12 protein-coding genes are annotated in these 15,060 nt (G+C 61.3%); 7 read left to right on the top strand and 5 right to left on the bottom strand.

All coding sequences use genetic code 11. The annotated features are described in order from the left end of the window. Nucleotides 1–44: 44 nt before the first annotated feature. The 3 genes from HZ99_RS11320 to HZ99_RS11310 all read right to left on the bottom strand — a co-directional run bounded on the left by HZ99_RS11320 (nt 45) and on the right by HZ99_RS11310 (nt 6,227). Nucleotides 45–2,456, bottom strand: coding sequence for a glucose/quinate/shikimate family membrane-bound PQQ-dependent dehydrogenase (locus HZ99_RS11320; RefSeq protein WP_038443062.1), 2,412 nt, complete (start codon nt 2,454–2,456; stop codon nt 45–47). A 100-nt stretch (nt 2,457–2,556) separates the two neighbouring features. Continuing rightward, complete coding sequence (locus tag HZ99_RS11315) at nt 2,557–3,894, bottom strand: carbohydrate porin (protein WP_038443060.1); 1,338 nt, start codon at nt 3,892–3,894, stop codon at nt 2,557–2,559. A 314-nt stretch (nt 3,895–4,208) separates the two neighbouring features. Continuing rightward, nucleotides 4,209–6,227: a TonB-dependent receptor gene (locus HZ99_RS11310; RefSeq protein WP_038443058.1), complete on the bottom strand. Its 2,019-nt coding sequence runs from the start codon at nt 6,225–6,227 to the stop codon at nt 4,209–4,211. 224 nt (nt 6,228–6,451) lie between these two features. Between HZ99_RS11310 and HZ99_RS11305 the strand changes: the two genes are divergently transcribed. Further along, the gene (locus HZ99_RS11305) at nt 6,452–6,685 is read left to right on the top strand and encodes a VF530 family DNA-binding protein (RefSeq protein ID WP_038443056.1); all 234 of its coding nucleotides are present in this window, start codon (nt 6,452–6,454) and stop codon (nt 6,683–6,685) included. Between the two features lie 4 nt (nt 6,686–6,689). Next, nucleotides 6,690–7,313, top strand: coding sequence for a Pr6Pr family membrane protein (locus HZ99_RS11300; RefSeq protein ID WP_038443054.1), 624 nt, complete (start codon nt 6,690–6,692; stop codon nt 7,311–7,313). Between the two features lie 47 nt (nt 7,314–7,360). Here HZ99_RS11300 and HZ99_RS11295 read toward each other — a convergent pair whose 3' ends face one another. Both HZ99_RS11295 and HZ99_RS11290 read right to left on the bottom strand, forming a co-directional pair. Further along, nucleotides 7,361–8,128: a siderophore-interacting protein gene (locus HZ99_RS11295; RefSeq protein WP_038443053.1), complete on the bottom strand. Its 768-nt coding sequence runs from the start codon at nt 8,126–8,128 to the stop codon at nt 7,361–7,363. Continuing rightward, nucleotides 8,125–8,697 (bottom strand): PadR family transcriptional regulator, encoded by a 573-nt coding sequence (locus HZ99_RS11290; protein WP_038443051.1) that lies wholly within the window; start codon nt 8,695–8,697, stop codon nt 8,125–8,127. The genes HZ99_RS11295 and HZ99_RS11290 overlap by 4 nt, the downstream gene beginning before the upstream one ends. Before the next feature lie 532 nt (nt 8,698–9,229). Here HZ99_RS11290 and HZ99_RS11285 point away from each other — a divergent pair. The 5 genes from HZ99_RS11285 (at nt 9,230) to HZ99_RS11265 (ending at nt 15,059) form a co-directional block, all read left to right on the top strand. Further along, a complete protein-coding gene (locus HZ99_RS11285; protein WP_038443050.1) occupies nt 9,230–9,724 on the top strand; it encodes a CS1 type fimbrial major subunit in 495 nt (164 codons plus the stop codon). A gap of 115 nt (nt 9,725–9,839) precedes the next feature. Continuing rightward, a complete protein-coding gene (locus HZ99_RS11280) occupies nt 9,840–12,362 on the top strand; it encodes a CS1-pili formation C-terminal domain-containing protein (RefSeq protein ID WP_038443049.1) in 2,523 nt (840 codons plus the stop codon). A gap of 203 nt (nt 12,363–12,565) precedes the next feature. Beyond that, nucleotides 12,566–13,324 (top strand): pilus assembly protein, encoded by a 759-nt coding sequence (locus HZ99_RS11275; RefSeq protein WP_038443048.1) that lies wholly within the window; start codon nt 12,566–12,568, stop codon nt 13,322–13,324. A 5-nt stretch (nt 13,325–13,329) separates the two neighbouring features. Continuing rightward, nucleotides 13,330–13,812: a CS1 type fimbrial major subunit gene (locus HZ99_RS11270; protein ID WP_038448051.1), complete on the top strand. Its 483-nt coding sequence runs from the start codon at nt 13,330–13,332 to the stop codon at nt 13,810–13,812. An 11-nt stretch (nt 13,813–13,823) separates the two neighbouring features. Continuing rightward, on the top strand, nt 13,824–15,059 hold the full coding sequence (locus HZ99_RS11265; RefSeq protein ID WP_038443047.1) for a hypothetical protein: 1,236 nt from the start codon (nt 13,824–13,826) through the stop codon (nt 15,057–15,059). Nucleotide 15,060: the final 1 nt, after the last annotated feature.

The following is a 15,060-nucleotide window of genomic DNA, read 5'->3' as shown; positions in this document are numbered from 1 at the left end:
ATAAAAAGCCCCGGAATCCCGGGGCTTTTTTGTTGCTGGCAGGCTTAGTCGGCCAGCTTGAACGCCATCACATAGTCACCCTGCTTGGTCCCCAGGGAACCATGACCGCCCGCCACGACCAGCACGTATTGCTTGCCGTCCTTGCCGGTGTAGGTCATCGGGGTGGTTTGCGCGCCTGCAGGCAGGCGGCCTTCCCACAGCTGCTTGCCGTTTTTCACGTCATAGGCACGCAGGTACTGGTCGAGGGTACCGCTGAGGAAGGACACGCCACCGGCGGTGGTGAAGGTCCCGCCCAGGCTTGGCACGCCCATGCTCAGGGGGATTGGCACTGGCGAGCTGTCACGCACGGTGCCGTTCTTGTGCATCCAGATGGTCTTGTTGGTGGTCAAGTCCACGGCGGCCACATAACCCCAGGCTGGCGCCTGGCATGGCAGGCCCATCGGCGAGAGCATCGCCTCCAGGACCACGCCATAAGGGGTGCCTTTGTTCGGCTGCACACCTTCGGTCTCGCTGACACGCGGGCCCATGGCGGCGATTTTTTCCGCCGGGATCATGGTCGACTTGAACGCCATGTAGCTTGGGTTGACGAACGCGATCTGGCGTATCGGGTCAACCGAGATGCCGCCCCAGTCGAACACGCCGAAGTTGCCTGGGTAGACGATCGAGCCTTGCAGCGACGGCGGGGTGAACGGGCCGTCGTAGCGCAGGGACTTGAAGTCGATCCGGCACAGCAGTTGGTCGAACGGGGTCACGCCCCACATGTCACGTTCCTTGAGGGGCGGTGGCATGAAGTTGAGGTCGGACTTGGGCTGGGTTGGCGAGGTGTGATCACCAGCCACCGCGCCTTGCGGCACAGGGATTTCGTTGATCGGCACCACCGGCTCGCCGGTCGCCCGGTCCAGCACGTAGATGCTGCCTTGCTTGGTCGAGGCCATCACGGCTTGTTTCACGCCGGCGGCGGTCTTGATGTCGATCAGGCTCGGTTGGCCGCCCACGTCCATGTCCCACAGGTCATGGTGGGTGAACTGGTAGTGCCAACGCACTTTACCGGTGTCGATATCCAGCGCAGTGAGGCCGGCAGCGTGCAGTTCCGACGCAGGCGTGCGGTAGCCACCGAACTGGTCCGGGGTCTGGTTGCCCATCGGCAGGTAGAGCATGCCGAGTTTTTCATCGACGGCGAACATCGACCACATGTTGGGCGAGTTGCGGGTGTAGGTCTTGCCTTCGGCAATCGGCGTCGTGTCGTCCGGGTTGCCGCTGTCCCAGTTCCATACCAGTTTGCCGGTGTGTACGTCGAACGCACGGATCACGCCGCTCGGCTCGTCGGTGGAGACGTTGTCGGTGACGTGACCGCCAATCACCACCAGGTTCTTGGTGACGGCTGGCGGCGAGGTGGAGTAGTAGCCACCTGGGGCGAAGGTGCCGATGTTGGCGCCCAGGTCGACCTGGCCTTTGTCGCCGAAGTCTTCGCACATCTTGCCGGTGTCGGCGTTCAGGGCGATCAGCCGGGTGTCGGCAGTCGGCAGGAAGATGCGACGCGGGCAGGCATTGGCCGCCGGCGCAGCGGCGTCGGTGGCCGGGCTTTGCTCGGTGGCGGCATAGGCGGCGTCATCGTGATACGACACACCGCGACAGGTCATGTGGGCCCAGCCCTTGAAGTTCGCGGCTTTTTGCGTCGAGAGCTTGGGGTCGAAACGCCAGATTTCCTTGCCGGTGTCCGGGTCAAGGGCAATCACCTGGCTGTGGGGCGTACACACATAGAGCATGCCGTTGACTTTCAGCGGGGTGTTTTCTGCGGTGGTTTCACCGGGGTCGCCCGGGCCAGGCAGATCGCCGGTGCGGTAGGTCCAGGCCGGCACCAGCTTGTGCGCGTTTTCTGGGGTGATCTGCGCCAGGGGCGAGTAACGGTCACCGAAGGCCGAGCGGCCATAGGAGTTCCAGTCGCCATCGGGCTGGGCCGGGGCGGCATTGGTCATGCCCGGCACCGCATCGCGATCCAGCTGGCCCTTGATTTCACCGGGGTTGGTGAACTGGCTAGCCACCGCCGCTGCACCGGCCAGTACCACGGCCACGCTCAGCGCACCGGTGCCCAGCGGAGCAGGTTGCCCACGCAGCAAGGGGCGGCGGAACCACGGCAGGAGCATGACGATACCCAAGCCAAACAACAGGGCCAGGCGCGGTACCAACTGCCACCAGTCCAGGCCGACTTCCCACAGGGCCCATACGGTACTGGCGAACAGCACCACTGCGTACAGGCCCAGCGCCGCGCGGCGCGTGGCCAGCAGCAGGACGCCGGTCAAGGTGATGCCGATACCGGCCAGCAGGTAGTACAGCGACCCGCCGAGCATGCTCAGCTTGATGCCCCCGGCCAACAAGGCCAGGCCCATGATCAGCAGCAAGATCCCCAGCAGCCTGGGCAGCAGGCGGCTTGGACTTGAAGCACCATCAGTGCTCATAGTGTGATTCTCCGTGACGTTTAAGGTAGTCCCGCGCTTGTTCACTGTAGATGACGTTTGCGCGCAGGCTTGGTTCAGGGCTAATTGGGTTTATTGCGATTCAGAAGGACGCTTGCAGCTTGATCCCGCCGACCAGCGCGTCATCCACCTGGGCAACCGCCCCCGGATGACGGATGTACTGCAGGTTCGGGCGCACCGTCAGCCAGTTGCTCACGTGCACGCCGTAATAGAGTTCGGCGCTGTATTCGGTGTGTTGCACTGGCAGGTAGGCGGCGTCGTCAAAGTCGTAGACCGCGCGGGCCTGGTTGCTGGCCTGGGCGTTCTTGCGATACGCCGGGTTGACGTGCACGCGGGCGACGGCAAAGCCGATATCGTCCCGGGCGCGGGCATCGAAGGGGCCTTTGTAGACCACGCCGGCCTGCACATAGTTATCCACAGCGTTGGTCTTCTTATCGTGCATCGTCGCGTTGGCGAACACGCTCAAGCCACGGCTATTGTCACTGGCCAGGCTTGTGACCTGCTGCTGCACGCCCAGCCACACACCGTGCTTGCTGGAGGCGCTGCGATAGGCCTCGCCACTGACGGCGGCGGGCTGGTCGTTGCGGTCCTTGTAGACATCGCTGGCCTTGGCACTGCTGTAGTAGTAACCGGCACGGTATTCACCCGCCAGGCCATGGATCTTCGGCGTCCACACCAGCTCCACCGGCAGCAGGGCGCCCTGGGTGCCGCTGCCGCTGAGCTTGAAGCCATTGCCGCGATCGAGGTTGGACGGGTTCTGTTCATAGGCGCCGATCTGTGCGTACAGCTCAGGCGTCAGGTGGTATTTGACCCGCAGCGCCCATTGGCTCACCGGCCAGTTGTACCAGATGCCACCGACCCAGTTGCCCACCTGGGAGCCACAGAACGCCAGGTTCTGGAAGTCGCAGGGGAAGCTGTTGAAGTCTTCGCCTTCGCCAAAACGCCCCGCCTTGATATCGAGCTTCTGGTCGAAGAATTTCTGCTGGTACCACAGCTGCGTCAGGCGCCAGGTCTGGCCACGCCCCCAGACTTCCTGGGACGAGGTGAAGCCGCCGACCCGTGGGTCGTTGATGCGGTCGTTGCTGATGTTGTTGCCACTGCGCTCGGTGATCGTCAGTTGGAACTCGGCGTCGTGCCAGCCGAGGATCTTCTGCAGATCCAGGTGACTGCCGAAGGCCCATTGGTCGCTGTAGCGGGCGGTGCGGTCATGGTCCGAGCCGCCGTGCAGGTTGCTGCCCATCTCGCCGGTGTAGTCGATCTTGACGTCGTAGCCTTGCTCGGACAGCGCTGTCCGGGTCCCGCCGAAATCGCCCAGCATCCACGGCGACTCACGGTCAAAGGCAGGGGCGGCCCGGGCACAGGTGATCAGGCACAAAGGCAGCAGCGCAGCGCACAGGCGCAGTGTTGGGAAAGCAGGCATAGGCAAGGGCAGGTCTTAATGGTTTTTGGTTTTAGTACGCAAACGGAGGCCGGGGGATGGGCGCTCGTCAGGTTTGGCTGAAAGGTGAAACGTTTCAGTTTGTTGCAGACAAGCATAAAGCCCTGACTCGGGGAGAGAAAGGGCTAATCGCAAGATGGATTCTTTCGGATTTGGTAACAGTGCCTGCAAGCACCGCAAAACCAATGTGGGAGCGGGCTTGCTCGCGAATGCGTCGGGTCAGCCCACACAGATATTGGCTGACCCGACGCATTCGCGAGCAAGCCCGCTCCCACAGGGTTTAACAGCAGCGTCTGTTAGAAGGTGGTACGCAAGCCCACCTGCACACTGCGCCCCGGTGCCGGGGCAATGTCGCGCAGGATCGAGCTGGCATAGCGCACGGTCTGGTTGGTCAGGTTTTCGCCATTGACGAACGCCAGCCACTGGCTGCCGCCCACATTGAAGCGATAACCGGCGCTGGCGCCCAAGGTGGTGTAGCCATCAGTCCCGCTTTCGTTGCGAGGTACACGGCCCTGGCCGGCAGCATGTTCGACGTCAATGCGTGCCTGCCAGCGGTCCAGCTCCCACAACAAACCACTGTTCAACCGCAGCGGCGCAATGCGTGGCAAGGCTTCACCGGTCTCCAGGTTGGTGGCGCGGGTGTAGTCGCCCGACAGCTCCAGGGCAAACTTGCCGTAGGCCCCTTCGCCGAGTTTCCAGTGATCCTGGGCTTCGAAACCGACGAAACGTGCACGCACGCCGGAGTAGGTGTACTCCGGGATGCCATCGGCGTCTTCTTCGCCCTCGTCATTCAAGGTACGACCGCTGTTCAACAGGCCGATGTAATTGGAGAAGTGGCTGTAGAACACGCCAAAACTGCCCTTGTGGGTGCCATTGTCAAAGCGCAGGGCCAGGTCGCTGGCCACGGCTTTTTCTTTCGACAGTTTGGCATCGCCCACTTCATAGGTGCCGGTGGCGACGTGAGCGCCATTGGCATACAGCTCGTAGAAGGTTGGAGCGCGCTCGGTGTAGCCCAGGGTCGCGGCCAGCGACCAGATGGGCGTCAGCGTATACACAGCGCCCGACGACAGGCTGCCCGCGGTGAAGCTGCTGGAGCGGTTGGCATTGGCGAAACGCTCGTTGCCTTTGCCGTCCGGGTCGACGGTGGTGTGCTCCAGGCGCCCGCCCAGGCTCAGCTTCAGACGTTCGGTGGCCTGCATTTCTTCGAGGATAAACAGTGCACCGGCATTGGTATCGGTCTGTGGTACGAAAGCTTCTTCGCCTAACGCGGAAAATTCGCTACGACTGACCTGGGCGCCGACGATGCCGTCGAATGGGCCCATCGGCTGGTGTCGCGCTTCGACGCGTGCCTCATAGCCCTTGTTCTTGAAGGTGGTGCCGGTTTCGCCACCTTCGATTTCCCGGTGTTCGTAATCGGTGTAGCCCGCGTCAAGTTTGACCGAGGTGAACGGGCCTTGCAGGTTACGGATTTCGGAGGCGAAGGCGTAATGCTCCTGCTGCATGCGGATGCGTACATCCTGCTCGGCGGGGGAGCCGTAGTTGCTGTCGGAGTTGCTGTAGGACAGCCCGGCGTAACCGTCGTCCCAGGTGTAGGAACCGCCCACCGCACCGCCGTCCTGGCGCCCGTCGCTATTGCCCAGGCGGCCGTTTTTGCCGGGGCCATTCTCGCTTTCCGGGGCGTGGCGGCTGCGGGCGTAGCCAGGGATTTTCAGGTCGTTGAACTCCCGCGCGCTGGCGTCCAGGTGCAGGGCGAAGGTGCCGTTACCGGCCTCCAGCTTGCCCGCGCTGCTGCGGGTGGTGTCGGCGCCGCCGTAGCGCAGCTCACCGGCACCGTGGATGCCTTCGATGGCTTGCGTGGGGATGCGATTGTCGAAGGTGTTGACCACGCCGCCGATGGCGCTGCCGCCGTAGAGCAGGGCGGCCGGGCCGCGCACGATCTCGATACGCTCGACGTTGACCGGGTCCAGCGGCACCGCATGGTCATAGGACAGCGACGAGGCATCCAGCGCGCCCACGCCATTGCGCAGGATGCGAATGCGGTCGCCATCCTGGCCACGGATGATCGGGCGGCTGGCGCCGGGGCCAAAGTACGACGACGACACGCCAGGCTGCTTGTTCAGGGTTTCGCCCAGGCTGCCTTTTTGTTGCAGGGTCAGGTCGTCGCCCTCCAGCACCGTGGTGGGCGCGGCCAGTTGCTCGCTGCCCAGGGGGTTGCCGGTGATGACTTGGGGTTGCAGTTCCAGGGCATGGGCCTGGGAGCCGATCAACAGCGCAGCGGCCAGCGGGGTCAGGCGCCAGAGAGGAGAGAGGGACATCGGGGGTTCCTTGGCAGAGCAGAGAAGGTTGGATATGCATGGTTACAATATAACATCTCTTTTTCTTCCTGGAAGCGGAACTTTTCATGAGCCCTGTAGGGGCGAGCAAGCTCGCTCCTACAAGGGGTCGGGGGTGGGGCTACAATCAAGGTCGTGCTTCCACCGGCCCGGCACCTCGGCTAAGGTGCGCGGCTTCTTCTTCATTTACTTGGCAAAGGCCCGGCATGACCGCACCGAACAACAACCCCCTGCACGGCGTTACGCTGGAACAGGTACTGACCGCACTGGTGGCGCACTACGAATGGGAAGGCCTGGCCGAACGCATCGATATCCGCTGCTTCAAGAATGACCCGAGCATCAAGTCGAGCCTCACGTTCCTGCGCAAAACCCCATGGGCGCGGGAAAAGGTCGAAGGCCTGTACGTCAAGCTGATGCGTACCAAGCGCCCGCTGGACTGATGGCATGAGGGCCTATGTTGCAGGGGCAGCGCTGGCCGGCTGGGTTGGCCTGGCGATTCAGCAGTACCTGATCTTTTATTCGCGCTGGATGGCCGATGCCAGCCTGTTGGGTGGGTTGGTGAACTTTTTCAGTTTTTTCACGGTGCTGACCAACACCCTGGCAGCGGTGGTGTTGAGTTACGCCCTGGTGAATCGCCCCTCAGCTGCGTGCCGTTTTTTCCTGCGGCCTGCGGTCAGCAGCGCCGTGGCAGTCAGCATCGTGGTCGTAGGGTTGGCGTACAGCCTGCTGTTGCGGCACTTGTGGAGCCCCGAAGGCTGGCAGTTTATTGCCGACGAATTGCTCCACGATGTGATGCCGTTGCTGTTTTTGGGTTATTGGTGGTTTTGCGTGCCCAAGGGCGCGCTGCGGTTCAAGCACATTGGGTATTGGATGACGTACCCGTTGGTGTATTTCGTTTATGCGCTGCTGCGCGGGCATGTGCTGGGGCAGTACCAGTACCCGTTCATTGATGTCGACAGCCTGGGTTATCCACAGGTGTTCATGAATGCCGGGGGGATACTGCTGGGGTTTGTAGCGGTGGCGTTGGCGATAGTGGGGCTGGATCGATTCCTGAAGCCGACACCGTGAAACTGCAGGAGCCGGCAAGCCGGCTCCTGCATTGATTGCGCCAGGGGCTAGTCGTCGTGGCTGCCATCGGCACGCCAGTAGCCGACGGCCTTGACGAACTCATCGTTGAGTCGGTGCTTATCCAGCAACACCCGGCGAACCTGGCGCGACAGCTTGGTCTCGGTGGCGACCCACGCATACAGCGAACCACCCGCAAGCTGCAGTTTTTCGACGGTGGCAAGCAAGTCATCGACCCCCCGTACCACCCAGAGCACCTGGACATCCGCTGCACTTTCAAGCGTCTGCTGTTCGTGCTCGTCGGCAATTTCAATCACCGCCAGTACCTTGCGCCCGGCTGGCAGTTCTTCCAGGCGACGGGCGATGGCTGGCAAGGCGGTTTCGTCGCCGACCAGCAGGTAGCTGTCAAAGATATCCGGCACGATCATCGAGCCCCGAGGCCCGGCGATGTACAGGTGTTGGCCGGGCTTGGCCTGTTCGGCCCAGGTTGAGGCGGGGCCATCACCGTGCAGCACGAAGTCGATGTCCAGTTCGCCGAGGCTCAGGTCAAAGCGACGCGGTGTGTAGTCGCGCATGGGGGGTTGTGGGCCGTCGCCCCTGATGGCGAAGGTGGGGCTTTGCAGCGCGGCCAGTTCGGCAGCGTCTTGCGGGAACAACAGCTTGATATGGTCATCACTGCCCAGGCTGACAAACCCGGCCAGTTGTTCGCCACCCAGGGTGATACGGCGCATGCGCGGGGTGATATCGACGACCCGCAGCACGTCCAGGCGACGGCGCTTGATCTCGTGGGTGACGCGATGGATGGCAGGCGTATTCATTCACTTTTCCCCTGTACAGGTTGGACGGCCGGACCGTCGACGATGGCTTGGGCGGTGCCGTTGAGCAGGCCCGCGACGCGCGTGATTTCTTCCGGGCTCCAGCGCCCGTGATGCAGTTGCAAGGCATGGCGCAGGTTGTGCACGGCTTCGTGTATTTCGGGTGGCCGGTCATGGCCGCGCAGCGAGCGCTTGCTGACGTCGATGCGCATGCGCACGCCGTCCAGGGCCACCGTCTGTTCACTTAAGAAGAGACGACCGGCGGCGGTGATTGTGTAGCGTTTTTTCCCGCCGTCCGCGTCGCCACTGATCAAGTCGCTTTCTTCCAGGAACGTCAGCGTGGGGTAGATCACGCCGGGGCTGGGGCTGTAGGCGCCGTCGAACAGGCCTTCGATCTTGCGGATCAGGTCATAGCCGTGGCACGGCTGTTCGGCGATCAGCGCCGGTAGTAGCAACTTCAGGTCGCCGGGGGCGAACACCCGTGGGCCCCGGCCTCCGCGTTCGCGCCCTGGGCGTTTCTCGAAGCCGTCGCGGCCGTCACCGGGTTCACGGTGGGAATGATGGTCTCTCATTACGCTGTTCTCTTTCTGTGATTTAGATACAACGTAAGATATATCTTAGAAATGCAAAAGGCTGAGGCGACCAACGGTCATGGCTTGAGCGGGGGCACGCACTTTCTGCGCTCGGTCTTCAGTCGGGCCTGTACATTGTGAAACTTTCAACAAGATGGTCTATACATGAATTATTAAAGTCTTGACTTGGATGTCGCTGATGGCGGGGCCTTTTATTAGTTGATTTTGTGGTACTGTTCTTACAGTTATTTCAAGTAACTAGTTGCTGGTATTTTCATGTAGTCCTTATCTTACGGACGATTTTAAAGTTTTGGCAAAATGCCATATTTTTCACTCATGCCTTGTTTTTATTGGCTACATGGCTGTGGGAAGGTGCTGGCATACCTATTTTTTAAAAGAGTTGATTATTTGCAGGTCGTTGAGCTTATGCAGGTTGCATGGCCACGACTCTTATTGGCAGTTGATCTTGATGCTTGTTGTTGAAGTCAACTTTCCATGAATCATTTAACTCTCTAAAAGACAGGTGTCGACCATGTTCAAGAAGTTCGCGATTGCTGCACCCCTGGCCGTTTTGGCGCTGAGTTCCTCGGTTGCCTTTGCTGCCGGTGAGGCCAACCACACAGTCAATATCAAGGCGAGCATCCCGACCACGGTGTTCCACGCCCAGCCACGAGACCCCAACTTTGGCCGGGACGAAACCATGAACTACAACCTAGTGAGTGGCGAGCTGACGCCGTTGAGCGCCATCTATGACCTGAAGAACACCAATGGCTCGGTCCATGCCTACATCGAAGGTGGTCCGGCAGTGCTGTTCAACGGGAACGCCTCGCAGAACATCCCGCTCACCACCACTCTGCATGGCGTCACCCTGGACGGCACGCCAAAGGAAGTGGTCAACGATGCTGACTCCACCCCAGGTGTGGGCGCCGAGTTGCGCATTGTTGCCGCCAAGCCAACGGACACCCAGCGCGGCAACTACACCACCGCTGTGGCACTGATGTTCGACGCGGTGTTGCCAACGCCTTGATGAAGTAAGTGCCCGTCGAGCCAAGTGCTTGCGGGTATTGGCTTGCAGGTCGGCGGCCCCTGGGGCGCCGGCCTGATCTGCAATGCAGTCTCCCGGTTTTCAGAGTATTCCTTTCATGTTCCCGATGACGCCCATCGCGCTTGTGATCGCGCTATTGATGTGCACCAGTGTCCTGGCTGCGCCGGCACTTGGCGCGGAAAATCCTCAACGGTTGATCGACCAGGCCCAGGGCTTGCCCGCCGGGTTTAGCGATCATTTCTTCGACGTGCCATTGGCGGTACGGATTGAGTTGGACCAGCAGTTTTTGGGTGAAGCGTTAATTGTCCTGTCTCGGGATGATCGTGTGACCCTGTATGAAATCACCGACGCCGGTGATAGCAGGATCCCTGCTGCGACCCGTGACAGTTGGAAGGCCACACTGGAGCAAGGGATCGCGCTCGGCGCATGCACGCAGGCGTGTCCCCTGCAAATGGTGTCGGCGCACTACAGCCTTGAAAGCTCGCAGTTGTCGATCCTCACGCAAAACGTTGAACACAGCGGCGACGCTGCGCGTTACCACGCACAGCCTGAAGGCGGCAGCCGTGGCCTGATTCTCAACAACCAGCTCAACCTCAACGGTGGCCAGGAGGACGACCTGGGCGGGCGTTATGGCTTGCAGGCCATTTCCAGCCTGGGCAACTGGAGCCAGGTGTTCAATTTGCAACTGGCGCGCCAGAGTGGCGATGAAGAAAGCCTGCGCCACGCGATCCATGAGCTGTATACCCAGCGTGAACTGGAAGGCCGTTTTTTGCGCCTTGGCCACTTCACCCCTAATTCCGATGGCCTGACCCGGCAACTGCGCAGCTTTGGCGCCAGCCCCGATACCGCGCTGGGCGTCATGTATGGCAGCTCTGACAGCTTGGCCATCAATAATCCCAAGGCCAGCGTTTATCCGATCTACGTCACGGCCAATCGCCAGGCGGCGGTAGAGATCTACCGTAACGGCCTGCTGATCAACACCCAGGCTGTGGCGGCCGGCTTGCAGACTTTGGATACGCGATCCTTGCCCGGCGGCATCTATGAAGTAGACGTGCGCCTGGTCGAAGACGGCTTGACCGTCAGTACCACTCAGGAACTGGTCTACAAACCCAGCAACTGGCGCAATGTCGATGACCGCTGGCGCTACAACGTGTTTGCCGGGCGTGAGAGCAAATTGTTCAGCAACTGGGAAGAGCAGGCTTCCGGGGCGATTACAGCGGGAGCGTCGGTCAATTATCTGGTGCATCCCCGGGTGATTCTCGGCCTGTCGGCCCGGGAGGTCCGCGAACAACTGCAATATGGCGGTTCGGTGGACTGGACCGTGGCCAACAATACGAGCCTCTATGCCAACGTGTATCAAACCCGTGAGCACGGCACAGGCATGGACTTGCAAGGGCTCTACACCCTGGGAGCGACCAACCTGGTGTTCAGTCACAACCGCAGTTGGCTGGACACCCGCGATACCTTCGAGACCTTGCCCGACGGCACGCGCCTGCGGCGCAACACCTTTGTCGGCGAAGCCAGCAACACCGCGTTGTCGGTGAACCACCGGGTCGATGCCAAAAACTCCTGGAACCTGCGTCTGTCCCACAGCACCGGCAACGTCGAGGGGGCCGGCATTGACCTGGGCTGGAGCCGTCGAGGCACCCTGCTGGGCAGTGACGCCAACTGGCGCTTCTCGGTGTTTGACCGCCCTGGCAATGCCAGCACCGACGACCAGCGCAACCGAGGTATCGATATTTCCCTGAACCTGGCCCTGGGCAGCGATGGCCGGCAGATTTCCGGCAGCGTCGGTACCCGCACCGCCCGCGATGGCAGTCGTGACAACAACGCTTCGGTCACCTATCGCCAGGACTTGACCGGCCACCTGCTGCAAAGCGTCTCGGCCACGGCGATTACGGATACCTATGGGGTCGGCGTGTCGAGCATGGCCAGTTTCGATACCGATGTGGTCAGTGGTGACGGCTTTATCCAGCGCAGCTCGTTCAACGGTGACCTGAGTGGAGGCCTGAACCTGAACAGCACCTTCGTCGCCGGAGCCGACAAGGTACTGCTGACCAGCCAATACCAGAGCAGCAACGGAGCGGGGATGATCATTGATGTCGAGAGCGACCTGGACGCCATCTCCCTGCGGGCGGATGACCTTAGTGGTGGCGGTGCGGTGCTGCGCCCCGGGCGCAACTTTGTACCGCTGTCGGCCTACAAGAGCAGCACCGTGAACTTCGACTTTGAAGGCAACCACCCACCGGCGGCCAACATCCAGCCGGCGCGCACCACCTACCACCTGAACAAGGGTGGGGTGGATTATCGAAAAATCACCGTGATGAAAACCGTCACCGTGCTTGGTCGCCTGTTCGATGCCCAGGGGGCACCGCTCAAGGGGCACCACGTGATCAACCACGCCAGTCGCGGCATCACCGAGGTGGACGGGTTCTTCTCCATGGAAATGAGCGCCAGCTCGCCGACCCTGGAGGTGCGCTATCAGAACCAGTTGCTCTGCCAGTTCCGCCTGGACCCGGCCAATACCCCGAGTGAAAACGACGTATTGATGATCGGTGACCTGCGTTGCACGCCGGACACGCTGGCGGAAAACATGCGCACCGCCCAGACCGCTGGCTGAGTGCAATGTGCAGAACGATAGCCGTGGCGCGCAGGGCTGTGCCGGTGATTTATCTGGCAGTGGCAACTGTGTTGCTGCCCGGCCCTGGGGCCTCGGCGGTCGTAGAGGCTCAAGGTCACGGTGGGTGGTGTTTCCCTGCATTTGCAGTATCGGCCCGTGGATGATCCGCCGGGCCGCGTTCAATCAATGAGGTGTGGTTAGAGATGAAACAGGCAGTGTTATGGATCGGGTTGTTCGTGTGTTCGCTGACGGCCCAGGCAGGGCCGATGATCAATGTCGGGGTGGTCTATGACTACCTGGAGGGCGACCGCAGTTCTTATCTGAAGCGGGTGTTCAATGGTGGGACCAGTACCGCATTCATCAAGGTCAATGTGCTGGAAATCGTCTACAACGCCGACGGCACCTCCAGCGAAGTGCCCATTGCCGCTCTGGCGGATGCCAAGGGTAACCCCACCAGTCGCGATGGTTTGATGGCCAGCCCGGCGCGGATGATCGTGCCGGCCAACGGTCGGCAGGGCACGCGGTTGCTGTACATGGGCGCGCGGGACAAGGAGCGTTATTTCCGGGTGCGTTTCATCCCCGTGGTGCCTGAAAAAGAAGATGACTTTGCCGTCACCGACGAGGAGCGCGTCGAGTACAAGAGCGGCCTGGCGGCAGGAGTCAACGTGATGGCTGGTTATGGCACGGTGTTTTTCGTGCGGCCCAAAAACACCCGTTTCGATACCCAGATCAATGAAACAGCGACCCAGTACCAACTGCGCAACGCTGGCAATAGCGTGGTGATACTCGATGAGTTTCACGACTGTTCGGCGGCGGATGCGGCTGAATGTGTGCCGACGACCAAGCACCATATTCTTCCGGGGCGCCAACTGGTGTTCGAGAAAAAAACCGGTCGCCGCTATAGCTTTCAGTTGGTTGAAGGCCTGGCCAAAAAGCCGATGACGGTTAACAGCAACGGGTGATCATGATGTTCAAGCAACTGACACGACTCAGTGTCCTGGCAGCCCTGATGGTGGGAGCCCCATGCACTTGGGCGATCCAGGAGCGTCACTCCTTTGATGTCTCGGTGACCATACCGGTTCATGAAGCCTATGTGTTGCCCTCCGAGCCTGACTGGATGAATCAGGACCAACCGTTGGCCTGGAACCTGGTGACCTCCCAACTCAGCCACCTGCGCAAGAACTTTGATGTGAAAAACCTCAATGGCGGTGTGGCGGCCCGGCTGGGGGCCGAGCCTTACCTATACAACGGTCGCAACCGGATCGATCTGCAGGTGTTGTTCAACCGAGTTCCGCTGAGCCTGGCGCCGACCGAAGTGGTCAACGCCGAGGTTGCCCGTGCGGGCGCCCGGGCGGAGCTGGACATCTCGGCGATCGAGCCTGCGGGCGGCTATCGCGGTGGGGACTATTACGGGACCGTCCACCTGATTTTTGATTTTCTGGCGCCCTGAGGAGGTCCGTGATGATTGCGTTAAAAAAGTGGTCGGTGCCGATGGTAGCGGTCGTGTTGGCTATGGGCTTGGGCAGCGTTGCCGTACAGGCGGCCACCCAGGACATTACGGCGGTGTTCAGGCCAGATCCTTCCAACCCGATGGTCAACAAGTTCACCAATACCACACCCATCACTGGGCACTGCGTCACGCAACCGGCGTTTTGTGCGGGATGGGGGGTGTTCAGCCTGCTGACCACCTTGTCCTTCTCGGCCAATCAGCCGATTGTGGCCGGTAACGAGATGCGCCAGGGCGCGATGTTCAACGTGCCGTCCCAATGGCGGCCGGTGCAGGTCACTCACTCGCGAACCGGCGAGCAGGAAACCGTAGAAATGCGCATCGCGGCGCTGGGCGGATGGCACGAGCTGGGCGCGAGGGCGTCGCAGATAACCGGTGGCGGCGGCCATAACGAAGTATGGGAGGGCGGCGGGTGGTCCAGGGATGCACTGCCCTGCCTGCGGACCAATGGCCAGGTTGAAACCTCTACGGGCATGGCCTATTTCTGGCGAATCCCAGAGGGCGTAGGGACCTGTGTCAAGCAAGCACGGTTTCAGGTGCCCAACCTGCGCTACACCTCGATCCACCTGGCGTATGAGTTGCGTACACCCAATCCGCTGGTCATGTCGTCCGGTGAGTACTACGGCAGCCTGGCCTATTCGGTCGGGCCGGGAATGGACTTTGACATGGGGGATGTGATGATCCCCAACGACAACAATCTGACCTTCAATTTCGTCCTCAACGTGGAGCATGCCCTCAAGGTTGACCTCCCGCCGGGCGGCAATCGTATTGAGCTGCTGCCCCAGGGCGGCTGGCAGGCATGGCTCAACCAGGGGCGCGCACCGTCGCGGTTGTATCGCGACCAGACCTTCCGCCTCGCCGCCAGCAGCCGCTTCAAGATGCAGCTTGAGTGCTCGCTGGTGATTAACAACACCTGTGGCTTGCGCAGCGACCAGGGCGACGAGGTGCCGTTGCAGGTGGCCGTGACCCTGCCCCAGGGGCTGGCCGGCCAGGACGATCAGGCCGTCAACCGACGGCCACTGCGCCTTGACGGGGTCGGCACCGAGCTGTTCCAGCCCCTGTATTACGTCAATGACCGACCCGGTACCCTGCATTTCGAAGTGGTCCGGGACGACATGGCCGAAATGCTCAAGCGACCGGGCAGCACCTATTCGGGCGTGGTGACGGTGGTCTGGGATTCAGAGGTGTGAT

This window comes from Pseudomonas fluorescens (assembly GCF_000730425.1).
GTDB classification, from domain to species: Bacteria; Pseudomonadota; Gammaproteobacteria; order Pseudomonadales; family Pseudomonadaceae; genus Aquipseudomonas; species Aquipseudomonas fluorescens_X.
This window is presented reverse-complemented; position numbering and strand designations above follow the sequence as displayed.